This is a genomic window from Curtobacterium flaccumfaciens (assembly GCF_051548005.1).
Taxonomy (GTDB): Bacteria; Actinomycetota; Actinomycetes; order Actinomycetales; family Microbacteriaceae; genus Curtobacterium.
The window spans coordinates 18,594-42,708 of sequence record NZ_JBPUGH010000011.1 but is presented as its reverse complement, the minus strand read 5'-3'; the positions used below and the strand labels follow the sequence as shown (position 1 = coordinate 42,708).

General features: G+C 71.8%; 21 protein-coding genes and 1 pseudogene. 15 read left to right on the top strand and 7 right to left on the bottom strand.

Annotated features, from left to right (window positions below):
- The 3 genes and pseudogenes from ACSW7Y_RS03120 to ACSW7Y_RS03110 form a co-directional block, all read right to left on the bottom strand.
- On the bottom strand, positions 1–601 hold a 601-nt coding region (locus ACSW7Y_RS03120; RefSeq protein ID WP_438124881.1), incomplete at its 3' end, for a DUF993 family protein.
- Between the two features lie 215 nt (positions 602–816).
- Positions 817–1,962 (bottom strand): annotated as a pseudogene (locus tag ACSW7Y_RS03115) (Gfo/Idh/MocA family protein); the annotation flags it as partial.
- A 304-nt stretch (positions 1,963–2,266) separates the two neighbouring features.
- Entirely contained in the window at positions 2,267–3,301 is a 1,035-nt protein-coding gene (locus ACSW7Y_RS03110; RefSeq protein ID WP_438124880.1) for a LacI family DNA-binding transcriptional regulator, read from the bottom strand.
- Between the two features lie 220 nt (positions 3,302–3,521).
- On the opposite strand from ACSW7Y_RS03110, the gene ACSW7Y_RS03105 reads away from it, so the two are divergent.
- The 8 genes from ACSW7Y_RS03105 to ACSW7Y_RS03070 all read left to right on the top strand — a co-directional run bounded on the left by ACSW7Y_RS03105 (position 3,522) and on the right by ACSW7Y_RS03070 (position 12,845).
- Positions 3,522–4,805 (top strand): extracellular solute-binding protein, encoded by a 1,284-nt coding sequence (locus ACSW7Y_RS03105; RefSeq protein WP_438124879.1) that lies wholly within the window; start codon positions 3,522–3,524, stop codon positions 4,803–4,805.
- 97 nt (positions 4,806–4,902) lie between these two features.
- Positions 4,903–5,862: a carbohydrate ABC transporter permease gene (locus ACSW7Y_RS03100; protein WP_438124878.1), complete on the top strand. Its 960-nt coding sequence runs from the start codon at positions 4,903–4,905 to the stop codon at positions 5,860–5,862.
- Positions 5,859–6,842, top strand: a complete 984-nt coding sequence (locus ACSW7Y_RS03095) for a carbohydrate ABC transporter permease (protein WP_438124877.1) — start codon at positions 5,859–5,861, stop codon at positions 6,840–6,842. Before ACSW7Y_RS03100 ends, ACSW7Y_RS03095 begins: the two co-directional genes overlap by 4 nt.
- Complete coding sequence (locus ACSW7Y_RS03090) at positions 6,842–8,590, top strand: hypothetical protein (protein ID WP_438124876.1); 1,749 nt, start codon at positions 6,842–6,844, stop codon at positions 8,588–8,590. Before ACSW7Y_RS03095 ends, ACSW7Y_RS03090 begins: the two co-directional genes overlap by 1 nt.
- The gene (locus ACSW7Y_RS03085; RefSeq protein WP_438124875.1) at positions 8,587–10,518 is read left to right on the top strand and encodes a DUF6807 family protein; all 1,932 of its coding nucleotides are present in this window, start codon (positions 8,587–8,589) and stop codon (positions 10,516–10,518) included. The genes ACSW7Y_RS03090 and ACSW7Y_RS03085 overlap by 4 nt, the downstream gene beginning before the upstream one ends.
- A gap of 50 nt (positions 10,519–10,568) precedes the next feature.
- Positions 10,569–11,045, top strand: a complete 477-nt coding sequence (locus ACSW7Y_RS03080) for a tetratricopeptide repeat protein (RefSeq protein ID WP_438124874.1) — start codon at positions 10,569–10,571, stop codon at positions 11,043–11,045.
- Positions 11,046–11,097: 52 nt separating this feature from the next.
- Positions 11,098–12,093 (top strand): hypothetical protein, encoded by a 996-nt coding sequence (locus ACSW7Y_RS03075; RefSeq protein ID WP_438124873.1) that lies wholly within the window; start codon positions 11,098–11,100, stop codon positions 12,091–12,093.
- An 11-nt stretch (positions 12,094–12,104) separates the two neighbouring features.
- Complete coding sequence (locus ACSW7Y_RS03070; protein WP_438124872.1) at positions 12,105–12,845, top strand: hypothetical protein; 741 nt, start codon at positions 12,105–12,107, stop codon at positions 12,843–12,845.
- Between the two features lie 6 nt (positions 12,846–12,851).
- Here ACSW7Y_RS03070 and ACSW7Y_RS03065 read toward each other — a convergent pair whose 3' ends face one another.
- Complete coding sequence (locus ACSW7Y_RS03065; RefSeq protein ID WP_438124871.1) at positions 12,852–14,351, bottom strand: protein kinase domain-containing protein; 1,500 nt, start codon at positions 14,349–14,351, stop codon at positions 12,852–12,854.
- A gap of 295 nt (positions 14,352–14,646) precedes the next feature.
- Here ACSW7Y_RS03065 and ACSW7Y_RS03060 point away from each other — a divergent pair, with 295 nt between their 5' ends.
- The 7 genes from ACSW7Y_RS03060 to ACSW7Y_RS03030 all read left to right on the top strand — a co-directional run bounded on the left by ACSW7Y_RS03060 (position 14,647) and on the right by ACSW7Y_RS03030 (position 19,836).
- On the top strand, positions 14,647–15,255 hold the full coding sequence (locus tag ACSW7Y_RS03060) for a dihydrofolate reductase family protein (protein WP_438124870.1): 609 nt from the start codon (positions 14,647–14,649) through the stop codon (positions 15,253–15,255).
- Positions 15,256–15,329: 74 nt separating this feature from the next.
- Positions 15,330–15,614 (top strand): hypothetical protein, encoded by a 285-nt coding sequence (locus ACSW7Y_RS03055; protein ID WP_438124869.1) that lies wholly within the window; start codon positions 15,330–15,332, stop codon positions 15,612–15,614.
- Positions 15,614–17,371, top strand: a complete 1,758-nt coding sequence (locus ACSW7Y_RS03050) for a hypothetical protein (protein WP_438124868.1) — start codon at positions 15,614–15,616, stop codon at positions 17,369–17,371. The genes ACSW7Y_RS03055 and ACSW7Y_RS03050 overlap by 1 nt, the downstream gene beginning before the upstream one ends.
- On the top strand, positions 17,368–17,859 hold the full coding sequence (locus tag ACSW7Y_RS03045; protein ID WP_438124867.1) for a hypothetical protein: 492 nt from the start codon (positions 17,368–17,370) through the stop codon (positions 17,857–17,859). The genes ACSW7Y_RS03050 and ACSW7Y_RS03045 overlap by 4 nt, the downstream gene beginning before the upstream one ends.
- A 111-nt stretch (positions 17,860–17,970) precedes the next feature.
- Positions 17,971–18,420, top strand: a complete 450-nt coding sequence (locus ACSW7Y_RS03040) for a hypothetical protein (protein ID WP_438124866.1) — start codon at positions 17,971–17,973, stop codon at positions 18,418–18,420.
- A 13-nt stretch (positions 18,421–18,433) separates the two neighbouring features.
- Positions 18,434–18,955, top strand: coding sequence for a hypothetical protein (locus tag ACSW7Y_RS03035; RefSeq protein ID WP_438124865.1), 522 nt, complete (start codon positions 18,434–18,436; stop codon positions 18,953–18,955).
- A gap of 188 nt (positions 18,956–19,143) precedes the next feature.
- Positions 19,144–19,836: a DUF6766 family protein gene (locus tag ACSW7Y_RS03030; RefSeq protein WP_438124864.1), complete on the top strand. Its 693-nt coding sequence runs from the start codon at positions 19,144–19,146 to the stop codon at positions 19,834–19,836.
- Between the two features lie 42 nt (positions 19,837–19,878).
- Here the strand turns inward: ACSW7Y_RS03030 and ACSW7Y_RS03025 are convergent, their stop codons facing one another.
- The 3 genes from ACSW7Y_RS03025 to ACSW7Y_RS03015 all read right to left on the bottom strand — a co-directional run bounded on the left by ACSW7Y_RS03025 (position 19,879) and on the right by ACSW7Y_RS03015 (position 24,112).
- A complete protein-coding gene (locus tag ACSW7Y_RS03025) occupies positions 19,879–20,673 on the bottom strand; it encodes an alpha/beta hydrolase (RefSeq protein ID WP_438124863.1) in 795 nt (264 codons plus the stop codon).
- Positions 20,674–20,878: 205 nt separating this feature from the next.
- A complete protein-coding gene (locus ACSW7Y_RS03020) occupies positions 20,879–22,333 on the bottom strand; it encodes an MFS transporter (protein WP_438124862.1) in 1,455 nt (484 codons plus the stop codon).
- 120 nt (positions 22,334–22,453) lie between these two features.
- Positions 22,454–24,112, bottom strand: coding sequence for a long-chain-fatty-acid--CoA ligase (locus tag ACSW7Y_RS03015; RefSeq protein WP_438124861.1), 1,659 nt, complete (start codon positions 24,110–24,112; stop codon positions 22,454–22,456).
- Between the last annotated feature and the right edge of the window lie 3 nt (positions 24,113–24,115).

The window sequence follows — 24,115 nt, the reverse complement described above, 5'->3', positions numbered from 1 at the left end:
GGGCGGGGTCGAACGCCTCGCCGAGCCAGTGCAGCACGACCGGCGCGGACGCCCGGCCGAGCACGGAGGCGTACACGCGGCGGTAGGTCGCGGCGGGGTCGGCCGCGGTGCGTGCGAGGCGCGCCAGGTGCCGGCTCGCCATGAGGACGACCCCGGCGCCGACGTCCTCGGCGTGGTGCAGCTGCCCGACGTAGGCGTCGACGACCTGCTGCTCCGACACCGGTTCGTCGGGGAGGTCGTCGGTGTTGACCCCGACGACGAGCCGGCCGCCGACCGACTGTGCTTCACTGGCGCTGCGGGCGATGAGCTCGCGGGTCGCCGAGGGGTCGAGGCCCATGTTCCGCTGGGCGGTGTCCATCGCGTCGGCCACGCCGAGTCCCCACGACCAGAGGTGGTGCCGGAACGCGAGGGTGGCGTCCCAGTCCAGGTCGGCCGGGGCTCCCGGGGTGTTGTCCGCGGCGGTGCGCGGCACGACGTGCGCGGCGGCGTAGACGACACGCTCGGTCAGCGGCCCGGACGGCCTGCTCGTGGACATCGGCGCGCGGAGCGGTTCGGTGCTCGTGGTGCCGTCCGGGGCCAAGAGGGTGATCCGGTCGCTCATGCGCCGACCGCCCCGACGGTCTCGCCGTGCTGCGCGACCTCGTCGACGTCGCTGGGTCGCGCGACCTGGTCGACGTCGCCGTCCTGCGCGACCTCGTCGACGTCGCCGTCTTGCGCGACCTCGTCGGCATCACCGTCTTGCGCGACCTCGTCGGCGTCGCCTGTCGTCGGTGCGGCTCGGGGGTCCGCCTGGAGGCTCGGCTCGGCCGGGGTGCGCAGGTCCAGCTCGGGCAGGTCGATGCGTCGGCCTTCGGCGCTGGACCGCAGACCGGCCTCGGCGAGCGCGACGCCGCGGGCGCCCGAGAGCAGGTCGTAGCGGTGCGGCCGCCCGGCGACGAGGTCGCGCACGAAGTCTTCCCACTGGGCCCGGAAGCCGTTGCCGAAGTCCTCGTCGGGCACCTCGAGCCACTGCCCGCGGTAGTCACGGTCGTCGCGGAGGTCCGGGTTCCAGACCGGCTTCGGCGTCGCGGTCCGCGGTTGGACGCGGCAGCCGAAGAGCCCGACCACGGCGCTGCCGAGGGTTCCGTCGACCTGGAACTCCACGAGTTCGTCACGGTCGACGCGGACGGCCCAGCTCGAGTTGATCTGCGCGGTGATGCCCCCGGCGAGGTCGAACACCCCGTACGCGGCGTCGTCGGCGGTGGCAGCGTACGGACGACCCTGCTCGTCGGAGCGCTGCTCGATGTGGGTCACCGCACGGGCGTACACCGACTCGACCCGGCCGAAGAGCTGCTCGAGGACGTAGTTCCAGTGCGGGAACATGTCGACGACGATGCCGCCGCCGTCCTCCTTGCGGTAGTTCCAGCTCGGGCGCTGCGCGGCCTGCCAGTCGCCCTCGAAGACCCAGTAGCCGAACTCGCCACGCACCGAGAGGACCCGGCCGAAGAACCCGGAGTCGATCAGCCGCCGGAGCTTCCGGAGCCCCGGCAGGTAGAGCTTGTCGTGCACGACCCCGTTCGGGACCCCGGCGTCGTGTGCGAGCTGGGCGAGTTCGAGCGCCTCCGCGGAGGACTCGGCGGTCGGCTTCTCGGTGTAGACGGCCTTGCCCGCGGCGATGGCCCGACGGAGGGCTCCGGCTCGGGCGCTCGTCACGGCGAAGTCGGCGAACACCTCCCAACGCGGGTCCGCGAGCGCGGCATCGAGGTCGGTCGTCCAGTGCTCGAGGCCGTGCCGCGTCGCGATCTCCTCGAGCCGGTCGGCGTTGCGTCCGACGAGGAGCGGTTCGAGCTGCACGCGGGTGCCGTCGGGCAGGAGCACGCCGCCCTCCTCGCGGATGGCGAGCACCGAGCGGACGAGGTGTTGGCGGTACCCCATGCGCCCCGTGACGCCGTGCATGATGATGCCGATCGTGCGTGTGGTCATCGCGTGCTCCCTTGCTCGCCGCGCCGCCTCCGCCTCTACGGAAAGCGCTTGCCAGGCAAGGTACACCACGAGGAGCGCGCTGCGCAGCCCTCGGTCGTGGATCACGATGCGTCACCCGGTACGGACACCCACCCCGAGGTTCCAGAATTCTGGGATCTCGGGGTTGTCAGCGACGCTCCGTGGAACCTCGGCGCCGAACACGCGAAGTGTCGTGGAACCTCGACGTTCGTGCACCGGTGCAGCACGTCCTTCTCGCGACAGCAATCGGTGCCGCCCCCGTGCCGAGGAGCGACCTCGCCACGCGCTACCGGGCGGTGCTCGCGCGCAGGACGACCTCGCCGTCGACGGCACCGCCCGTGTCCGTCCCGAGTGCCCGCCGGACCGCCCGCGCACCGATGTCCTCGAGCGGGAGCCGGACGGTGCTGAGCGCCGGCACGACGTCGGCGAGCATCCGGACGTCGTCGAACCCCGCGACGCCGATGTCGACGCCCGGGACGAGTCCGCGCTCCCGGATCGCCGCGAGCGCCCCGACCGCCATGAGGTCCGTGACCGCGAACACGCACCGCGGCAGCGGTGCCGCTCCCCCGGCGGCTGCGTCGAGCAGGGTCTCCATCGCCCGGTGTCCGCCGTCGCGGGTGAACGCGGACGGAACGACCCACCGGTCCGGCACGCTCAGTCCGTGTGCGGCGAGCCCGGCCACGAACCCCTCGTAGCGGGCGTGCGCGGTGGCGAGCGTCGGGTCCCCGGCGAGGACGGCGAACGAGTCGTGCCCCTGCTCGACGAGGGCACCGGCGAGCGCCGCGGCTCCGCTGAGGTTGCGGATCACGAGCCCTTCGACCCCGGGGACGGACCCGCCGTCGAGGTCGGAGACGAGCGCGGCGACCCCGGCACCCCCGGCGGCGAGCGCCTGCACCGCGGCTCCGGTGTCGGACGCAGCACCGAGCCTGCGGCTGACGGCGAGCACCACGGCCCGGGGGCGGAGGCCGGCGACCACGGCGAGCACCTCCTGCTCGCGCGAGGCGTCCCCGCCGGTGGACGTGATCGTGACGACGAGGCCGGCCTCGTCGGCGGCGCGGATCGCCCCGGCGGCGATCGCGGCGAAGTACGGGTCGGCGATGTCGCCCACGACGAGGGCGAGGGTCGTGGTGGTCCCGCGGGCAACGGCCTGGGCCTGCACGTTGGCGGTGTAGCGGAGCTCCTGCGCGGCGGCGTGCACGCGGTCGAGCGACTCCTGCCGGACCTTCCGCGTACTGCCGTTGAGGGCCCGCGAGGCGGTGGCGAGCGAGACGCCTGCCCGCTCGGCCACGTCCGCCAGGGTGACCGTGCTCCGCTCGGGCATGTCGTGCCTCCAGTCCGGACCGCGACCGCGGTCTGGTCGCGAGGATAGCGATTTCCACCCCGTTCCGCGCCGCTCGGCGGCGCACGTCGCGTTGTCATCACATGATTTCGGAAAGCGCTTGCCAAGCCGCCCCGGCTCGTGTAGACCTGTGGCACTCGGCCGAGACCCCCTGAACGCTCGCCCGCGGCGCACGCCGTGGTCCCGAACGAAAGCAGTGACGATGAAGTCCTCCAAGAGAATGCTCGCCCTCGCCGGCGGCATCGCCGCGCTCGCACTCCTGAGCGGCTGCGCGTCCGGCGGCTCCGGCTCGAACGGCGGGAAGGTCGACCAGCTCACCTTCTGGCTGTCCACCTCGACCGCGCAGGAGAAGGGGTACCAGGACCTCGCGGACTCCTACGAGAAGAAGACCGGCGTCTCGGTCAAGATCGTGAACCTCCCCTACGACGGCCTGCAGACGAAGCTCCGCGAGTCCGCACAGGCGAACTCGCTGCCCGACGTCGTCCGCGCCGCCGGTATCGACCCGATCTGGACCGGCAAGACGGTCGACCTCGCGTCCATCGTCGACGACGGCGCGAACAAGATCGACCAGGACATCATCGCGAAGGAGAAGGGCGGCAAGATCACCTCGATCCCGTCCGACGTCACCGCGGCGGGGCTGTTCGTCAACAAGTCGCTGTTCGACAAGGCCGGGGTGTCCTACCCGACCGACCCGTCGAAGGCCTGGACCTGGGACGAGTTCCTGCAGAAGGCCGACCAGGTCAAGGCGAAGACCGGCGCGAAGTACGACCTCGTGTTCGACTCCTCGCCCTCGCGGCTCCGCGCCTACATGTTCACCAAGGGCACCGACTTCATGCAGCAGGAGAAGGACGGCTCCTTCCCGACCGACTCGAAGACCGTGAAGGCGCTGCAGGACTTCGCGGACATGAACGACGACACGACCATGCCGAAGTCGGTGTGGACGAGCGGGCAGGACCCGAACGCGCTCTTCAAGAGCGGGCAGGTCGTCGCGTACTTCTCCGGTGTCTGGCAGTCGTCCGACTTCGCGTCGAACATCACCGACTTCGACTGGGCGAGCGCAGCGACCCCGGCCGACCCGACGCACGCGACCGAGATCAACTACGGCGGCAACATCGTCGGGTTCGAGAACTCCGACACCCGGGGCGCCGCGGCGAAGAAGTTCATCGCCTACATGTACGACCCGACGAACTACGCGAAGCTCGTGACGACGAACGGCTTCCTGCCGGTCGAGTCCGGCCTCGACATCTCGTACCCGTTCGAGTCGCAGGCGGCGAAGGACTCCTTCGCGCTGTACCAGAAGGAGATCGAGGCGGCCGCGCCGATCTCCAGCTCCTACGCCAAGGAGAGCGCCCGCTGGGGTGTCGAGGGCAAGGAGCTCGGCACCGACCCGACGACCGCCGAGGTGGGGAAGCTCATCAACGGGCAGCAGTCGGCGAAGCAGACGCTCGAGACGATCACGAAGTACTACGAGGACCACGTCGGCTGACGGACCGGGCCGGGCGCACGAGCGCCCGGCCCGTCCGGCACTCGGGCCGGGCCCGTCCGGCTCCCACCCCAGACCGCGACGAACGAAGAGGACCACCGTGAGCACCCAGACCGCCGTCCCCCGAGCGGTGCCGTCGAACGACACCGTCCGACCCCCCGGCCCCGGCACCCGCCGCCGACGCTCCGGCGTCCGGAAGCCCCTGCTGGCACCGATCGCCTTCGTCAGCGTCAACGTCGTCCTGTTCGCGGTGTTCTTCGTCTGGCCCGCCGTCATCGGCCTCGGGTACTCGTTCACCGACTACAACGGCGTCGTCTCCCCGAACTTCATCGGCCTGCAGAACTACGTCGAGCTGTTCCAGGACGACACCTTCTACGCCGCCCTGTTCCGGACCGTGCTCTACGCGGTCGTCGCCGTGCCGCTGGGGTTCGTGCTCTCCCTCTCGATGGCGCTCATGCTCACGAGCAGTGCGGCGAAGGGGAAGAGCGTCGCCCGGATCGTCTTCTTCGTACCGTGGCTCATCTCCCCGATCGTCACCGGCGTCATCTGGCGGTGGATGTTCGGCGAGAACTTCGGCCTCGCGAACTTCGTCATCGAGTCCCTCGGCGGCAAGGCCGTGCCGTGGCAGTCGAACGCGGACCTCTCCCTGCTCGTGGTGGTCTTCGCGAGTGCGTGGGCGGGGTCGGCGTTCAACATGCTGCTCTTCGTCGCCGCGATCCGGAACGTCCCGCAGTCCTACTACGAGGCAGCCGCGCTCGACGGTGCCGGCGCCTGGCACCAGTTCCGGTACATCACGCTGCCGAGCATCGCGCCGACGTCGTTCATCGTCGTGCTGCTGTCGTCCCTCGGCGCGTTCAAGGAGTTCGCGACGATCCAGGCCCTCAACGGCGGCGGCCCGGGAACGGACAACAACCTGCTCGTGCAGTACATCTACACGAACGGGTTCCAGAACGCCCACATCGGCTACGCCTCGGCCGCGTCGATGGTCCTCATGCTCATCCTCATGGCCATCGCCCTGATCCAGCTGGCCCTGAACCGTCGGACGGAGAAGCGCCGATGACCACCACCCTGCCCGGTGCCGGAGCGCCGGGCGCCGCGAACCCGGACGCCACCCGGCCCGACGCCGTCGACGGCGACGCGACCCGTTCCGTCAGCACCGCCGGCCGACGCGCAGCGAAGCGCGCCGCGAAGCAGGCCGCCACCCGCGGCGGACTCGACCGGGTGCCGAAGCCCCAGGCCATCGCGGTCAGCGCACTGCTCTGGGTCTTCATCATCGGCTTCGGCTTCCCGGTGCTCTGGTTCGTGCTCAGCGCGTTCAAGCCCGGCGGCGAGTTGTTCTCGTACCCGCTGACGCTGTTCCCGGAGCAGTGGTCGGTGTCCGGCTTCGTCGAGGCGTGGCAGAGCTTCGACTTCGCCCGGTACTTCGGCAACACCATCGTCGTCGCGCTCGTCACCACCGTGCTGACGGTCCTCGCGAGCGCCGCCACCGGGTACGCCCTGGCGAAGTACGACAACCGGTGGCTCAAGGTGTTCTTCGTGTGCATCCTCGCGACGACCATGCTCCCCACCGAGGTCATCCTCGCGCCGACCTTCATCGTCATCCGGGACCTTGGCATGTACGACTCCCTCGCGGGCATCATCGTGCCGTCGATCATCACCGCGACGGGCATCTTCATGTTCCGGCAGTTCTTCCTCACCGTCCCGGACGACCTCGTCGAGGCGGCACGGATCGACGGTGCGAGCGAGTTCGGGATCTTCTTCCGGATCATGCTGCCGATCTCCCGCCCGATCATGGTGACCCTCGCGATCTTCTCGTTCCAGTGGCGGTGGAACGACTACATCTGGCCGCTCCTGGTGCTCAACGACCCGCACCAGTTCACGATCCAGATCGCCCTGCAGAGCATCGTCGGCGCCGAGAACGTCAACTGGACCGTCCTGCTCGGTGCCTCGGTGATCTCGATCCTGCCGCTGCTGCTCATCTACCTGGTGTTCCAGAAGTACGTGAACGGCGCGGACCTCAACGCGGGACTCAAGGACTGATGGGGTTCGTCGACGCGGTCGGCCCCGCCGCCGAGGCCGAGCTCGCCGCGTGGCGCGCATCGCCGGGTGACCCGGCGGCGCTGTCGCACCGCGAGCTGATGGCGCGTGCCCTCGCCTTCGTGGGTGCCCGGGTCCGGCAGGAGCGGCCGGGAGGCACGGGTCGCCTCCCCGACGACGACCTCGCCACCGCACACGGGTACGTCCGGCACCTCGCCGCGCTGCAGTCCCCCGGCGGCACGTTCGTCGGCGGCGACAACGTCACGTCACCACCGGACTCCGCGTTCACGGTCAACGACGTGTGCGACGCCCTCGAACTGCTCGGGCCGCTACGCGACGGCGATGCCGCAGCCGATGCCCTCGCCGCCGACCTCGACCGGATCGTCGAGCGGGCGACGCCGGCGCTCCTCACCGGTGGCGTGCACACGCCGAACCACCGGTGGGAGATCAGCGCGGCGCTCGCGCGCATCCACCGCCTGCACCCGTCGGACGCCCTCGTCGAGCGCATCCACGAGTGGCTCGCCGAGGGACCGGACATCGACGCCGACGGCCTGTGGTCCGAGCGGAGCCCGAACTACGCCGCCGCGGTCTCGTGCCCCTCGTTCCTCGTGCTCGAGGACGTGCTCGACCGGCCGGCGCTCCTCGGCCCGGTCCGCCGGTCGCTCGACGCCACCCTCGCGCTGCTGCTCCGCGACGACACCGTCGAGACCGTGCAGTCCCGGCGACAGGACCAGTCCGAGCCGTTCGGGATCGGCCCGTTCGCGCCGCTGCTCTGGCACGTCGCGGTGCTCGACCAGCGTGGGGACCTCGCCACCGTGGCGGCCCGCGCGGCCGTGGCCCCGATGTGGCAGCCCGCCGTGACCGCGGCCCGGGCGATGACCGACCCGCTCCTCGCCGAGCCGCTGCCGGAGCCCGCACCGCTCCCCCTCGGCACGACCGTGTTCCGGGACGCCCGGCTCGTGCACGTCCGCGAGGAGCACCGGGACGTCGTGCTGTTCGCCGGCTCCGACGTCCCGACGCAGGGTCACGTGCGGTCCGGGCTCGCGAACAGCCCCACGTTCCTCCGCGTGCTCTCCGGCGACGCCGTGCTCTCCGACGTCCGGCTCTCGCGGGAGTTCTTCGGCCTCGGACCGTTCCGGCCGACCACGCTGGAGCCGCTCGGTGACGGTCGGTGGCGGCTCAGCGAGACCGTGTCCGCCGGGTACCACCAGCCGCTCGCCCCCGCTGACCGCCGGGCGGACGGGGACTACGCCCTCGCGGACGAGGGTCGGTTCTCCGGCTCGATGGCCTTCGGGTCCCGTGCCGTCGACACGGTGTCGCTCCGCACGACCGTCACCGTCGCGGTCGAGCCCGAGCGGGTGGTCGTCGACCTCGAGACCGACGGCGCCGACGTACCGTGGTCGCTCCAGCTCACTTTCCGCGACGGGGGTACGGTGACCGGTGTGAGCACCGACGCCGCCACCGGGGAGACCGTGCTCGTCGAGGGCACCGGAACCCACTGCGTCGGGGAGTCGACGATCACGTTCGGACCGGGCTCCGGCACCGGGTACGCGCAGCCGGCGTTCTACGCGCCCGGTCAGGACTACGCGTTCCTCGGCGGCACCGACCGTCCGGAGGGGCAGCACGTCCACGTCACGGGCCGCGCGCCCGGACGTGCGCGCATCGTCATCGGCACGCCGGTCCCGACCGGTGGAGCGGCCGCGACCACCGGCGTCGCGACGAACGACGTCGCCACCGCAGCGGTCCGGTGACCGTGACCGGCGGCGGGCCGCAGCCGACGGGACGGACCGGTGGCGGGCCTCCCGGCATCGTCCTGGTCGGCGCCCGCGGGTACGGGCTGCACCACCGCGCGACCATCGACCGGATGGTCGTCGCGGGCCGGTGCGTCCTGACCGCCGTGGTCGACCCGACCCTCGGGACCGACACCGACGGCGGTGTGCCCGTCGTCGCGGACGTCACCGCCGCCCGCGCACACGGCGCCGTCGACGTCGTCGTGGTCGCCGCGCCGATCGGCGCGCACCTGCCGCTGGCGACGGCGGCACTCGAGGCCGGTGCCGACGTCCTGCTCGAGAAGCCGCCCGTGACGACCCGCGCTGCCCTCGCGGAACTGCTCGACGCCGAGCGCCGCACCGGTCGGGTCGTGCAGGTCGGGTTCCAGAGCCTCGGCTCGGCCGCGCTCCCGGCGCTGCGCGACGGATCGGTCGTCGGGCCGGTGCGGTCGGCCGCCGCGGTCGGGACGTGGACGCGCGACCAGGCGTACTGGTCGCGTTCGGGATGGGCCGGCCGTCGCCGGGTGGCCGGGATCGATGTCCTCGACGGGGTCGTGACGAACCCGCTCGCACACGCCGTCGCCACCGCCCTGGCGCTCGTCGGGTGCCGCCACGCCGCGGACGTCGCCCGGGTCGAGGTCGAGCTGTACCGCGCGAACGCGATCGAGGGCGACGACACCTCCGCCGTCCGGGTCACGACCACCGCGGGACGGGAGGCCACCGCCGCCCTCACGCTCTGCGCACCGACCGAGGTGCTCCCGACGGTGCGGGTCACGGGCGCGACCGGACGGGCTGTCCTCGGCTACACGACCGACGAGGTCACGGTCGACGGGACGACCACGACGTACGAGCGGACCGAGCTGCTGGAGAACCTGCTCGACCACCGGACCACCGGAGCGCCGCTCCTCGTGCCGCTCGTCTCGACCGGGGCGTTCGTCGAGGTCCTCGAGGCCGTCCGCGCCACCGAGCCCGTGCAGATCGACCACCCGTGGGTCACGTGGGAGGGCGACGGCCCGGGCCGCCGACCGCTCGTCGCCGACGTCGAGGCGATCGCCGACCGGGCGGCCGACCGGCTCGCGCTCTTCTCGGAGGTCGGGGCACCGTGGGCGCCCACGGCGCACGACGAGGTGCTCGCGACGCTCCGGGTCGGTGGCACAGCGGTCGGCGAGGTCCTCGACGGCGCGGGGACCATCCCGACGTCGTCGCCGCGGCCCTACCTGCACCCGGTGCGGACCCGTGCGGGCGTCACGGTGTCGGCGCACCACCCCGGCGACCACGACTGGCACTGCGGTCTCGGGGTGGCGATCCCCGACCTCGACGGCGTGAACTGCTGGGGCGGCCGGACCTACGTGCACGGCGAGGGGTACGTGTGGCGCGAGGACCACGGCCGCGTCGACGTCCTGCACGCCGAACAGCGGCCGGGGTGGCTCGGGCAGGAGATCGTCTGGCGGTCGCCCGACGGCGGCGTCGTCCTGCACGAGGACCGGGTGCTGACCTGGGCCGCGCAGGAGGACGGCTGGACGCTCGACTGGTCGTCGTCGTTCCGGGCGCCGGGGCACGCCCCGGTGCGGCTCGGCGGGCCGGGGTCGAACGGGCGCGTCGGGGCCGGGTACGGCGGGTTCTTCTGGCGCTTCCCGACGTGCGACCGGGTGTCCGTCCGCACCGCCGACGCCGTCGGTGAGGACGCGGTGCACGGGTCCGTCGCGCCCTGGGTCGAGTGGGCCGCGGACTTCGACGGCGGTCCGGCGACGATCCGGGTCACCGCGCTCGACCACCACGATCCGTGGTTCGTCCGCGTCGCCGAGTACCCCGCGATCGGGTCGGCGCTCGCGTGGCGGTCCGCCGTGACCGTCCGGCCGGACGTGCCGCTGGTGCGGTCGTTCCGGGCGTCGGTGCGCGACGGTCGCTGAGCGTCGGTCACGCTACGGTCGCCGAGGATCGGTGCCGCTACGGTCGTGGGATGACCGATGCTTGGGAACACGACGTCGCCGAGACCTGGGCGGCGGACCTCGACGACGAACAGCTGGTGTCGCGGATGACGTCGCTCGCAGCTGTGGCGCCGCACCCGGCCCTCGCCGCCTTCGAGCTCGGCGGGGCGTACGACTCCACCGGACGCGAGGCCGACGCGGACGTGCAGTACGCCGCCGCCACCGCCGCTGGCCTCGGCGAGGTCGACCCCGACCGTGCGGCACGGATGGTGGTGCAGCACGCCTCGACCCTCCGGAACCTCGGCCGGGTCGACGAGGCGATCACGATGCTCCGGGACGCGCCCGAGCACCCGGCGACCGGTGCCGCGCCGAAGGTCTTCCTCGCCCTCGCGCTGCACAGCGCCGGACGGGTGGACGAGGCGCTGCGGGTGGCGATCGAGGCCGTCGAGCCGACGCTCCCCCGGTACCACCGGTCCGTGCGGGCGTACGCGGCGGCCCTCACCGACTGACCCAGTACAAGGAAATCCGATCCTGGCCGGTTTTCCTTGTACACTGCCCCGCATGGACGTGTTGCGCGGGTTCGACCTCCTCGGATCGCTCGGTGCCGGTCGCACCACGATCCGGGCGACGTCGGCGACCGAGGCTCGCGTCGAACACGACGGTCTCGGCCACGATGCCCGCGTCCGAGCCGTCGACAGCGCCCCCGGGCCGGCGCGCGTCGCCCGAGAACTCGCCGCGCTCGACCATTCGTCACGGCACGACGCCGTGCTGTACGTCGTGCCGCACGTCACCTCGTCCCTGCGGTGGACGGCACTGCACGACCGCAGGCTGATCGTCACCGGCGTGGACGACGGCGTCGTGATCATCCACACGCACGAGCTCCGAGCGCCGTCCTCGACACGGGGGATGTCGCCTCGACCCCGAGGTCGCCGGCCGTGGGGTCGGTTCGCGCTCCTCCGAGCCTTCGTCCGGACGGCTGAGCCGCGGACCCAGGTACGACTGGCGCGGGAGACCGGGATGACCCAGCAGGCGGTCGCACTCGCCCTCACCGGCCTGCGCCCGCTCGGCGTCGGACGGTCGGGCGACGGCTGGACCGCGGTCGACCCGGCAGTGCTCTGGGACGCGTTCCTCGACGAGTACCCGGGACCCGACGGGGTTCGCCGCAGGTGGGCGGGGGCGGCGCCGGTCGTCGAGCAGGCCGAGCGTGCACTCGCGGTCGCGCGTGCGACGTCGACCGAGGCACTGCTGTCCGGCGACGTCGCGGCGGACGAGCAGGCGCCGTTCCGTCGGCCGTCCGTGGGGGTCGTGTACGCACGCACGGAGCTCGACCTCCACGCCCGCTCCGCCGTCGCCGACGCGGGCAGCGAGACGCTGTCCGTCGTCGTACCGGCGGACCCGACGGTCTTCGCGAGCGCGGCGGCGTGGTCGGGCTCGGCCCCGCGCAGCACCGATCCGCTGCTGACCGCGTGGGAGGTGGCCCACGGTCGAGGAGCCGACCGCACCGACGCCGTCGCGAACCTCCGCAGCGTCACCCTCGCCGGGTGGGCGGACCGGTGATGCGCCGCGCCGTGACGATCCCGAGTACGTCGAACGCAGACGACCTGGCCTTCGGGGCGCTCGTCGACGCCGTCACGGTCGCAGACGGCCTCGACGGCTTCCGCATCGTCGGAGGGCACATGGTGGGGTTGCTGCTCGCCGCCTTCCCCGTGCCTGGCCTGCAGGTTCGCCGGACCATCGACGCCGATGCCGGCCTGAGCACCGAGCTGGCCGCGGCCGGCTCGGTCGTCGAACGACTGCGCCTCGCCGGCTACTCCCCGACCGCCGGCAACCGCTTCGAACGGCAGGGACGCACGATCGACCTCCTCGTCGAGTCGCTCGGCGGACGCTTCCGGCCACGGTCCCTCGGCGGGCGGCAGTACGACGCGAGCCCCGGCTTCGACCTCGCGCTGCTGCATCCACCGATCACCGTCGAGACGACGCTCGTCTTCACGGACGGTTCGTCCACCCGGGTCTCCGTCCCCGTGCCGACCGTCGAACTCGCCACGCTGTTGAAGGCGTACAGCGTGGCGTCCCGCCGAGCGGCGAAGGACCTCGTGGACCTCTCGCACCTGTTGGAGATCCGGCAGCACCACGGAGCGCACGACGTCGGTGGATGGGGTCTGGATCGCACGCCGGCGGTGGGGAGACGCCTGGACGTCGCACGGATCCTCCGTGGGATCCGTGGCGACGACCCGCGTTTCGCGGTGGGCGACGTCGACCCGATCCGCTTCACTGCGCTCGTCCGCGAGCACATCGCCGTCGTCGACTGAGTGGGATCAGCGCGGGCGGTCGAGGGGCAGCGCGTCGCTGGTCGTCCGCAGGGACTCCTGGCGCAGCTCGAGCTGTGCCACGGCGAGCGCCGCGAGGTCGCGCAGGTTCGCCAGGTCCGACTCGGTCGCCTCGCGCGGCTTCGCGTCGAGCACCGCGAGGGTCCCGATCGTCGTGCCGTCGTGCTTCACGAGGGGGACGCTCACGAAGAACCGGATGCCGAGCGGCCCGGTGACGAGCGGACTCTCCCGCATCTCCGGGTGGGTGGCGCCGTCGGGGATGACGACGGGTTCGGGCACCGGTGCGAAGCCATTGCGGAAGCTGATCTTCCGCGCGGACGGGTCGACGCCGTCCGCGATCCACGACTGGGACCACTCCCGGTCCTCGTCGAGCACCTCGACGAGCGCGATGGGTGCGTCGAAGAGCCGGGCTGCCATCGCGGTGGTGCGGTGCAGGGCCTCTTCGGGCAGTTCGTCGAGCGTGGCCGGCCGGTCGCCCGTGCCCGCAGGTGCGGCCGCAGCGTGCGCGCCGGTCGGAGCCACGGCCGCCGGGGCCGAGGCGGCGGCGGACGGGGCTCGGGTGCCCTGGTCGTGCGCCCCGTCAGGCGTGAGCTGCGTGACGGGCGCGGTGGGTGCCTCCAGGCCGTCCGGGTCGACCACGTGGTCGGGTGCCGACGTGTCCGCGATGACGACGTCGCGGAGCATCGCGACGAGCTCGGCCCCGAGGGGCCGGTCGGCCGGGTCCTGTGCGGTCATCGCGCGGAGCGCGGTCTTCCAGTGCTCGGGGAGCGGCTCGGGCACGACGGGGTCGCGGGACAGCCGGGCGATCGCCGACTCGACGACGGAGCCGGGGAACTCCCGTCGGCGGGTGAAGCACTGCAGGAGGACGAGGCCGAGCGAGTAGACGTCGCTCGCCGGTCCGACCTCGCCGCCGCGGGCCTGCTCGGGGCTGAGGTAGGCGGCGGTGCCGGTCGTGACACCGTCGGCGGTGAGGCGTTCGGCACCCTCGGCGATCGCGATGCCGAAGTCGGTGAGCCGGGCACGGGCCCGGTCGACGTCGTGGCCGTAGTCGACGAGCAGGATGTTCGACGGCTTGATGTCGCGGTGGACGACCCCGTGCGCGTGGATGTAGTGGAGCGCCTCGGCCATGTCGAACCCGACCTCGGCGATGTGCCGGACGGCGAGGGGGCCGACCTTCAGGCGCGCCTCGAGGTCCTGTCCGACCACGAGCGACATGACGATGAACCGCTGCTGGCCTCCGTCAGCGTTGGTGAGGACTCCCGCGTCGAGGAGGCCGACGAGGTTGTGGTGTTCGAGCGAGGCGAGGACTCCGAGCTCGGCGTCCTGCCGGGCGATGTCGACCGAGCCGGAGTGGAAGACCTTGACGGCGACCGGTCGGCGGAGCACCTCGTCGGTGGCCTGGTAGACGACCGACATGCCGCCCTGGCCGATGGCCCGTTCGACCCGGTACCGGCCGTCGAGGAGCGGCGCTGCGTCGTCGTGCGTCATGGGGTCCTCGTGCTCGGCGGGTCTGACGTTGCATCCTCCCATCCCGGCCGGTCCCGTGCCCGGGCCGCTTCGCGCAGCGGACCGAGCAGCGGTGCTGGCCCGCAGCGGTGCTGGCCCGCAGCGGTGCTGGCCCGCAGCCGGCAGCGGACCGCTGGCCGCGGTACCGGTGGCAGTGGCAGTGGCGGTGGCGGTGGCAGTGGCAGTGGCAGTGGCAGTGGTGGCGGTGGCGGTGGCGGTGGCGGTGGCGGTGGCGGGCGTAGCATCTCGGCATCGCAGGTCCGACGAGGGAGTCGCCATGCCCGCACGCTTCGTGTACTGGATGAACGTGTCCGTCGACGGCTTCATCGAGCGCGCCCCCGGGGAGCACAGCGGCCCGGACGGCCCCGAGTGGGTCAGCATCGACGAGGAACTGCACCGCGAGTTCAACCGGCGTGCTGCGGCGATGGTGCTGTCCGTCGAGGGGCGCGTCGTGCGGGACATGATGGACCCGTACTGGCCGGACGCCCGCACCGACGAATCCCTGCCCGAGGTCGAGCGCGAGTACGGGGAGATCTACGTCGCGCAACCGAAGGTCCTCGTCTCGCGGACCCGGACGACCGCCGATCACAACACCCGCGTGATCGGTTCCGACGGTCGGGCGATCGAGCTGCTCGCGCGGATCCGACAGGAGACGGAGGGCGACGTCGGGGTCGGTGGGGCGGACCTCGCGTCGCAACTGTTCGATGCGGGGCTCATCGACGAGCTCATGCTCTTCACGCACCCCGCGGTGCTCGGCGGCGGTCGGCCGCTGTTCGACCCGCCACGCTCCGGCGAGCGGGCGCCGGTACGGCTCGCGCTGCTGGAGGAGCAGCGCTTCGGCTCGGGCGTGGTGTTGCGGCGGTGGGACGTCTTGCGGGCGCAGTGACATGTCGTACGCAATGCGCTGGTGATCGCTCGCCCGGCTGCGTTATCGTGGTCGGGAACACGGAGGGGGTCCGCGTGGGGGATCTACAGGTCGACACGGCGTCGCTCGACGCCCTGACGCACGCCATGGCGCCGCTACCGGCGACGGTGCGGATGGACCGCTCGATCGCGGATCCGCGCGAGGACGCACTCGGCTCCTCCACGGTCGCGGCCGCGCTCGGCGACGCGGGCTCGACCATCACCGACCGCGGCGAGGTCCTCGCGGAGTCACTGACGTCCATCGGGCAGTACCCGGCCCAGGTCGCGTTCCAGATCTCGACGACCGAGGGCGAACTCGCAGCACAGCTGGGCGGTCGTTGATGGCCTGGTCGAACACGGATCCGGGGCAGGGCGATCCTGCTGCCGTCTCGGCGATCGCGGCGTCCCGACGCGACAAGGCCGACGACCTCCGCGACACCGCGCGGTCGCTGCGGGTGTTGGCGCACGACGGCCAGACCGCTGACTGGCGGGGTCGAGCGAAGGAGCCCTTCCAGGTGAACGTGGGCGCGTTCACGACCGACGTCGGGACCCTCGCGACCGCTCTGGACGAGCAGGCGAGCGCCCTCGAGACCTACGCGTCCGCGCTGACCGCGATCCAGGAAGACCAGCGCGATCTCGAGACGCGCCGCTCGTCCGCAGCGCAGGCGCTGACGGACGCGCAGGCGGCTGCGAGCAACGCACGGTCCGAGGCGCAGGACACCGCACGCTCGTCCGACAGCACGCCCGAGCAGATCGCGAGCGCGAGCAGCACCGCGAACCGACGCGCGGACGACGTCACCGACGCGCTGACCGCGGCCCGCAGCATCGACCTCGAGTGGGACGCGCTCGTCGAACGGCGGCGTGCGGCCGACCGCGCGTGTACCGATGCGCTCGACGCCCGTGCAGCGAACGGGCTGCCGAAGCGGCTGACCGACTCGGACGTCGCGAGCGCCACCCCGCTGATGCTCCTCGCGCTGTTGCAGAGCATGAGTGCGGACGACGCCGCGGAGTTCCTCCGGAAGCACCCCGACGTGGCGGCACGGATCGAGACCGCCGACCCGGGTGCCGTCCGCGCCTGGTGGAAGTCCCTCGGGACCGGTGACGACACCCGCCTCTCGGCCGAACAGTCCGCCCTCGTCGGCGCGATCCCGTCCGTCATCGGCGCACTCAACGGCGTCCCGGCGCAGGCTCGGGTCGCAGCGAACCGGAGCCTCGCCGCCGACCGGCTCGAGGACGCGAAGACCCGGCTCGCAGCGTTGCAGCTCACCGAGGGCGTCCTCGGGCAGTCCCTCGGCCACGGCACGAAGGCCAACCGGGACGAGATCGCCGCGCTGCAGCAGGAGATCAAGTACCTCGAGGGTGTGGTCAAGGAACCGCCCGAGCACCAGCTGTACCTCTACGATCCGTCCCAGAAGCGGATCATCGAGATGTACGGCACACCGGGGCCGGACACCAAGCACGTCATCACGTACGTGCCCGGGACGTTCAGCAACATGGAAGGCTTCTACAACGACGGCATCCAACAGGTCGGCAACTGGTTGCACGAAGCCTCACCGAACGACAGTGTCGTCTTCGTGGCGAAGGACGGTGTGTTCCCCGGAGAAGAGACTGCCGGCGTCGGAGGCATCAACGAAGCGAACGACCCAGAGTTCGCGCTCGGGCCTGCGGAGCGGCTCCGACAGCTTGCCGCAGGCATCAGCACGGATCCCAACATGACCAACGCTCTCACCACCGCCATCGGTCACAGTTGGGGAACGGCCAACATCACGACCTCGGAGACGCTCGGAGCCGTGTACAACCAGGTGGACTCGCTCTCGGGCGCCGGCATGCCGCAGGACTGGAAGCCGAACGCGCTGACCGAGTACAAGGACTACTCGTACCTCGACATCCTGCAGGTCGGGCAGGCGACACGGCACGTCTGGGACGGCAACAACCCGCGCTGGAACCCGGCGTTCGGGCACGACGCCTACTACGGGCCGAAACCGGAGGACGTGAACCCGTACGATTACGGGTTCCTGCTCGATGAGCACAACCGGGTCGCTCGAGTCGAGGGCAACCGCACCGTACTCGACGACCTCTCCGAGGACATCTACAAATGACCCAACGCCCGCTCACAGCCGTAGCACTCGGCATCCTGTCACTGCTGACGCTGGCTGCCTGTGCTGGAGGACCGTCAATGGAACAGTCACCGTCATCAACGCCCGTGTCGCGCGGCCAGGCAGAGCAACGGTCTGCTGTTGTCCAGCATCGGATCGTCGAAGCCTTCCCCGACGGTTCGGTCACCCGGGCCGACGATCGCAAGTGGGTACTGCTCTCGTGCTCGAACTCCGAGGTTCAAGCTGCCGGGGGCGTCGCCGTCACCTTGGCCGCCCCAGTTGACGTGGAGCAGACCTACGATTCGATCACGCGCGCCGTGGAGCACGACGGGTACAAGGGGACGATCGACACCACTCCCAAGGGAGCGAAGCGCCTGACGATCACGGGCCAGGACAACGACCAGTACCTCGTGACGATCTACGTCGAGGACAAGGACGTACGAATCTCCTCGTTCTCCCAGTGCTTCCCGGGGTCCCTGTCCGACAGCTGATCAGCCGATCGAGGACGCGGGGGCTCGGTCTTCCTCGGTGCTCGACGATCTGAGGACGGACATCGACCCGTGACCCCCAAGACAACCGCTGCGATCCTGCTGAGTTCGACGATGCTGTTCGCCGTGACGGCATGTGCAGGAGGCCCCGCCGTGCCTGGACCACCGACGCCGAGCTCGAAGATCACCCGTGCGGATGCCGAAGAGCGCACCGCGAGCGCGCAGCGCCGGATCATCGATTCGTTCCCCGACGGTGCTGTCGAACGCACGAGCACAGGCGGCTGGGCCTTGCTCGATTGCTCCGAGAACGAGATCCAGTCCTCGATCAGCGCGACCTTGACACTTGCCCGAGCCGTGCCGATCGACGAGACCTACGACGCGATCTCGCATGAACTGCAGGCCGACGGCCATCGAGGAGAGCAGAGCACGAACTCACTCGGTACGGAACTCGTCATCACGGGCGAGGCGAACGACCAGTACTTCGTCGCGATCGAGAACGACAAGAAGCGCGTGCTGATCTCTTCCTTCTCACAGTGCTTCCGCGGTTCGCTGGCGGACCAGTGAACAGGAACTGCGCATGTCACAGGCGGTGGCCCAGCAGAAACGGAACGGCACTCCGGTGAGCGTCAGGCGGACCGGAGCGCTCGTGGTGACTGCTCTGAGCATCCTCGGTCTCAGCGCCTGCGCGCACAACCCCACTGAGAGGGCGACGCCGACGGCCACCCGCGCTGAGGCGCAAGAGCGGACAGCCGACGTGCAGCGCCGGATCATCGACGCGTTTCCCGCGGGGTCTGTCGGCGAGACCCGGACGGGGAGCTGGACGTTGCTCGACTGCTCTGAGGATGACGTCCAGTCGTCGATCGGTGCTGATCTGACGCTCACGCGGGAGGTCCCCGTGGAGTCGACTTACGACACCATCAGCCGAGAACTCCGTTCCGCTGGCTACGACGACGAACGGAACACGACCTCGCACAGGAGACGCCTGGTCGTGACCGGGCCGGGGAACGACCAGTACTTCGTCTCGATCCTCAATGACTCGAAGCGCGTGCAGATCTCCTCCTTCTCGCAGTGCTTCCCGGGTTCGCTCACCGACGGCTGATCCAGCTCGCCGGTGTCGTCGGTGGAGCCGGCTCCTGACACTGCCCGTCGCCGCGTCCACACCCAGTGCCCGCCGCCTGGCGCGCCTGGCCCTCGGGGCGGCCGCGCACGCTGTCCCCTCCTGCACCGACGATCGGGCCGACCGCAGTACGGTCGGGCCCGTCCGGACGACGACGGGAGGCCGAGCTGATGAGTGTGCTGCTCCGGGATCGACCCGGTGAATGGACGTGGGCCCGCCGGAACGGACTGTTCCTCGCGAACGCCATCGTCTTCCTGCTGTGCTTCGTCGGCATGGTGCTCGCGGGGTGGCGGGTGTCCGTGCACGACGCGCTGCTGCACCGTCAGGCCGTCGAGTCGCTCTGGGGGTTCCTCACGAGCGGCGACTTCGCCGAGGCGACGTTCGAGAACTGGGAGAGCGAGTTCCTCCAGATGGGGTCCTACGTGGTGCTCACGACGTTCCTCTTCCAGAAGGGGTCGAGCGAGTCGAAGCCGCTCGACGACGAGGCGCCGCAGGACGCCGATCCCCGGGAGCACTCGGGCGAGCGCCGCGCTCCGTGGCCGGTCCGTCGCGGCGGCGTAGCGCTCGTGCTGTACGAGAACTCGCTGCTGCTGCTCTTCGCCGTGCTCTTCGTCGGCAGCGTCGTCGGGCACGTCATCGGCGGTGCCGCTGCGTACAACGAGGAGCAGGTCGAGCACGGCGGCGCGGTCGTGACCGGCTGGCAGTACCTCGGCACGTCGCAGTTCTGGTTCGAGTCGATGCAGAACTGGCAGTCCGAGTTCCTCGTCATCACGGTGATGGTGGTCGCGACCGTGTGGTTGCGGCAGCGCGGGTCGAGCCAGTCGAAACCGGTGGCAGCGCCCGACACCCAGACCGGCGACTGACCTGGCCCGGTACCGCCGCCGCTGCACCAGCCGGGCCCGCGGTCAGTCCGCCGACAGGAACGCCGCGAACCGCTCGATCGTCCGGAACGCTTCGGGGGTGCCCTCGTCGTTGAGGTGCCCGTGGAAGGTCCCCGGCTCGACCGCGTACACCACCGGGACGCCGGCAGTCCGCAGCTCCTCGGCGAACGCGGCGCCGCTCGCCCGCAGGTCGTCACGCTCGGAGTCGACGATGCACGTCGGCGGGAAGCCCGAGAGGTCTGCCCCGCCGGCGAACACACCGTCGGTGACGCCGTCTGCGTGGTTCGCGTTCATCCGCCGTACCGCTTCGGGTGTGAACCGTCGTGCGGCATCGACGCCGTCCATCGCCGCAGCGAGCTCGTCGGACAGGGGCGGCAGCTCGGCGTGCACGGTCGGGTACGCGAGCAGGACCTTCCGTGGGGCCTCGCCGTCGGCGACGAGCCGGAGCGTCGCGGAGGCGGTGATCGAGGCCCCGGCGCTCGCTCCCCCGATGGCCCAGTCCCGGCCCCCGGTGTCGAGGGACGCATCAGCGCGGACGGTGGCGAGGACGTGCCGCACCTCGTCCTGCGGCACCGGGAAGTGCACGCCGTCGGGGCGTTCGTCACTCGGTGCGAGGCGGTACTCGACCTCGACGGTCGTGATGCCGCGGGCAGCGAGCTCGCGGGCGGTCTGCACGGACTCCGGCATGTCGAGGTCGCCGAACACGAAGCCGCCACCGTGCGACCAGACGAGCGCAGCGCGCGCGGGGCCGTCGGTCGTGTGGACCCGGATGCGCAGCGGCCCGTGGGGTCCGTCGAGGGTTCGGTCGGTCGTCGTCATGTCGTGTCGTCCTCGTCACGTCGGGCCGCGGCTCCGCGGCGGTGCGTGTCGTCACGGTACCGGACGGCGGCGGCGCGCTGCGCCGGCAGCGGTCGGCCTGGAGGCGCGGTGCAGGTGAGCAGGTGCGCGCACCGGCACCGCGTCTCGGCCTGGAGGCGCGGTGCACGTGAGCAGGTACGCGCACCGGCACCGCGCCTCCAGGCCGTCATGCCGCACCGCGGCCGCTGCGCGCCCGCAGCAGACCGGCGACGACGATGCCGGCCGCGAGCACCGTCAGGAGGATCCCGGAGACGGTGAGTCCGTCCTGGAAGGCGGCGAGCCGGGCCGCGGACGAGGCGCCGGCGGTGATGCTCCCCGGGACGAGCGCAGCGAGGACCGTCCCGACGACGGCCGTGCCGGCGCCGGTCGCGACCTCGCTCGACGTGTCGACGAGGGCGGCCCCGATGGACGTGCGGTCCGCCGGGAGGCCGTGCAGGACGTCGTTGCCCGCGACCGCGCCGACGACGCGCATGCCGGCGCCGACGAGCACGAGGGCGAGGGCGATCCAGGCGTAGCCGGCTCGGCTGCCGAGCGCTGCGACCGCGAGCCCCGCGACGACGGCGGAGGCGCTCGTCCAGGCCGCGGTGCCGGTGCCGACCCGTTCGACGAAGGGGCCGACGAAGCGACCGCCGACGAGCAGGACGACGACCATCGGCAGCATCGCGATCGCCGCGCTGGACGGCGCCCAGCCCCAGACGAACTGGAGCTGCAGCGTGGTCAGGTAGGTGAGACCCGACACGGCGAGGCCCGCGGCCGCCTTGTACGCGAGGCCGCTCGCGACGAGGGGCCGGGCGAGCAGGGCGAGGTCGAGCAGCGGGCGCGCCGCCGTCCGTTCCCGCCACACGAACGCCCCGGTAGCCGCCACCGTGGCGACGACGGCCGCGGTACCGACGCCGCCACCGACCTCGACGAACGCCGTCGGGGTGAGGAGCGCGCCGACGAGGGCGACGGTGCCGAGCAGGGCGCCGGCGACGTCGATGCGGTCGGGGTGGAAGTCCTCCGGGCGGTCGGCGGCGATGCCCGCGCGGATGCCGACGATCGCGAGCACGGCGACCGGGACGTCGACGAGCAGGAGGGCCTGCCACGGGACCACCGCGAGGGCGAAGCCCCCGATGGTCGGACCGACCGCGTAGCCCACGAGTCCGGCGGTCGAGATCACGGTGAGGGCACGGATGCGGAGGTCCTGGCGGTCGAACAGTCGGAAGGCGAGGGCCATCGAGCCGGGCGTCGTCATCGCGGCCGCGAGGCCGGTGACCGCACGGACGGCGATGAGCTCGCCCGGCGTGTGCACGAGGGCGGTGGCCGCGCTGGCGACGGCGAGGAGGACGAGCCCCGTGAGCATCACCCGGCGGCGGCCGAAGCGGTCGGCGACGGCGCCGAAGAGCAGCATGGTGGCCCCGAAGACGACCGAGTAGGCGCTCGTCACCCACTGGAGGCCGACGGTGGAGGCGTGGAGTTCGCGGCCGATGGTGGGCAGTGCGACGGTGAGCACGGCGTTGTCGAGCATCTCGAACAGGAACACCGCGGACAGGCCGGCGAGTGCGAGCCAGGCGTCGCGGAGACGAGCGGGGGCCGGGCGCTCGGTGCGGACGGGGGCCGTGGACCGGGACGTGACGGACATCGGGACTCCTTCGTGGTGAAGAAGTAGCGGCCCGTTCGGTGCCGTGTCCGTGCGCCCTCGCGGGCGGTTTTCCCTCTGGGGCGAGTGTCACACGCCGCTCGCCCCGGCGCAAGCTGCGGGTCAGGCGGTCGTCGTGGGCTCCTTGCTGAACCGCTGCACGAGCTCACGCTTGAGCACCTTGCCGCTCGGCCCCAGCGGCAGCGCGTCGAGGACGTGCACCACGCGCGGGTACTTGTAGGCGGCGATCTCCGCGGCGACCATGTCGATGAGGTCCTGCGGCGTGACGGTCGCGCCGGCGCGGAGCACGACCGCGGCCTCGACCTCTTGTCCGTGCTGTTCGTGCGGTGTGCCGAACACGGCGGCCATCGCGACGTCGGGGTGCCGGGCCAGGACCTCCTCGACCTGGCGCGGGTAGACGTTGTACCCGTTGCGGATGATCATGTCCTTCGTGCGGTCGACGATCGTCAGGTAGCCGTCGTCGTCCTTCGTGCCGAGGTCTCCGGTGCGGAACCAGCCGTCGACGATCGCGGCGGCGGTGTCCTCCGGCCGGTCGAGGTAGCCGTTCATCAGGTTGTGGCCGCGGATGACGAGCTCACCGATCTGCCCGTGCGGCAGCATCACGATGCGGTCCTGCGTCTCGGGGTCGGCGATCTCCACGTCGACGCCCCACACCGGGGTGCCGATCGTGCCCGGCCGAGGGGTGGTGCCGACGTGGTTGAACGACGCGACGGGCGAGGTCTCGGTGAGCCCGTAGCCCTCGTGCACCGGGGCGTCGAACACCTGCTGGAACCGCTCGAGGACGGCGAGCGGCAGGGAGGCCCCGCCGGAGATCGCGTACCGGAGCGGCGGCCGGGCGTCGGTGCGGGTGGCTGCGTCGAGGAGCGCCATGTACATCGTCGGCACGCCCATGAAGACGCCGGTGCCGTGCTCGACCATCGCGGCCAGGGCACCGTCGCCGTCGAACTTCGGCAGCAGGACGATCGTCGCGCCGACCCGGAACCCGGTGTTCATCGTGCAGGTCTGCCCGAAGGTGTGGAACAGCGGCAGCGCTCCGAGCATGACGTCGCCGCGGTGCAGGTCGAACGTGCTGAGCAGGTTCGTGTTCGCCTGTTCGAGCAGCGCGAAGTGCGACCCCTCGGCGCCCTTCGGGTGGCCGGTGGTGCCGCTCGTGTAGAGGATCGTGGCGGTGTCGAAGGGGTCGCGGGGGACGTAGGTGTCGAGCGGCTCGGCGGACTCGGCGAGGTCCTCGAGCCGGTCGGGGGCGTCGGCGCTGGTCGCGGTCAGCGCGTCGCTGGTCCCGGTCAGCGCGTCTGCGCCGGTCGCGCTCGTCGCGTCCGCTCCCGCGGGCGCCGGCGCCATCACCGTGACGACGTCGACCCCGGCGAGCGCTGCGCCCGCCGCGCCCTCGCCGAGGAGCGGTGCCGCGCACACGAGCAGCGACACGTCGGCGTCACGGAGCACGTACTCGATCTCGCCGCGCTTCAGCAGCGCGTGCACCGGCACGACGACGGCTCCGAGCGCGAGGGTCGCGTAGTACACGCGGGGGAAGTCCTCGACGTTCGGGACGAGCATCGCGACCCGCGAGCCCTCCGCGATGCCGCGCGCACGCAACGCGCCCGCGTACGCCAGGGTCTGCGACCAGAGTTCGGCGTAGGTGGTCCTCCGGTCTCCGACGACCACGGCGACGTCGTCCGGGAACCGGTGCGCCGACTCGGCGAGGATCGCGGCGACCGACGCGGTGGCCTGGAAACGGCGGGTGGTGTGCTGGGTGTCGGTCATGCC

Excerpts from the sequence above, each read along its gene's own strand:
- ACSW7Y_RS03075 (WP_438124873.1), top strand. The coding sequence starts at position 11,098 with ATGGACGTGTTGCGCGGGTTCGACCTCCTCGGATCGCTCGGTGCCGGT.
- ACSW7Y_RS03015 (WP_438124861.1), bottom strand. The coding sequence starts at position 24,112 with ATGACCGACACCCAGCACACCACCCGCCGTTTCCAGGCCACCGCGTCG.
- ACSW7Y_RS03065 (WP_438124871.1), bottom strand. The coding sequence starts at position 14,351 with ATGACGCACGACGACGCAGCGCCGCTCCTCGACGGCCGGTACCGGGTC.
- ACSW7Y_RS03050 (WP_438124868.1), top strand. The coding sequence starts at position 15,614 with ATGGCCTGGTCGAACACGGATCCGGGGCAGGGCGATCCTGCTGCCGTC.
- ACSW7Y_RS03105 (WP_438124879.1), top strand. The coding sequence starts at position 3,522 with ATGAAGTCCTCCAAGAGAATGCTCGCCCTCGCCGGCGGCATCGCCGCG.
- ACSW7Y_RS03080 (WP_438124874.1), top strand. The coding sequence starts at position 10,569 with ATGACCGATGCTTGGGAACACGACGTCGCCGAGACCTGGGCGGCGGAC.
- ACSW7Y_RS03030 (WP_438124864.1), top strand. The coding sequence starts at position 19,144 with ATGAGTGTGCTGCTCCGGGATCGACCCGGTGAATGGACGTGGGCCCGC.
- ACSW7Y_RS03035 (WP_438124865.1), top strand. The coding sequence starts at position 18,434 with ATGTCACAGGCGGTGGCCCAGCAGAAACGGAACGGCACTCCGGTGAGC.
- ACSW7Y_RS03110 (WP_438124880.1), bottom strand. The coding sequence starts at position 3,301 with ATGCCCGAGCGGAGCACGGTCACCCTGGCGGACGTGGCCGAGCGGGCA.
- ACSW7Y_RS03025 (WP_438124863.1), bottom strand. The coding sequence starts at position 20,673 with ATGACGACGACCGACCGAACCCTCGACGGACCCCACGGGCCGCTGCGC.
- ACSW7Y_RS03045 (WP_438124867.1), top strand. The coding sequence starts at position 17,368 with ATGACCCAACGCCCGCTCACAGCCGTAGCACTCGGCATCCTGTCACTG.
- ACSW7Y_RS03095 (WP_438124877.1), top strand. The coding sequence starts at position 5,859 with ATGACCACCACCCTGCCCGGTGCCGGAGCGCCGGGCGCCGCGAACCCG.
- ACSW7Y_RS03090 (WP_438124876.1), top strand. The coding sequence starts at position 6,842 with ATGGGGTTCGTCGACGCGGTCGGCCCCGCCGCCGAGGCCGAGCTCGCC.
- ACSW7Y_RS03060 (WP_438124870.1), top strand. The coding sequence starts at position 14,647 with ATGCCCGCACGCTTCGTGTACTGGATGAACGTGTCCGTCGACGGCTTC.
- ACSW7Y_RS03020 (WP_438124862.1), bottom strand. The coding sequence starts at position 22,333 with ATGTCCGTCACGTCCCGGTCCACGGCCCCCGTCCGCACCGAGCGCCCG.
- ACSW7Y_RS03040 (WP_438124866.1), top strand. The coding sequence starts at position 17,971 with ATGCTGTTCGCCGTGACGGCATGTGCAGGAGGCCCCGCCGTGCCTGGA.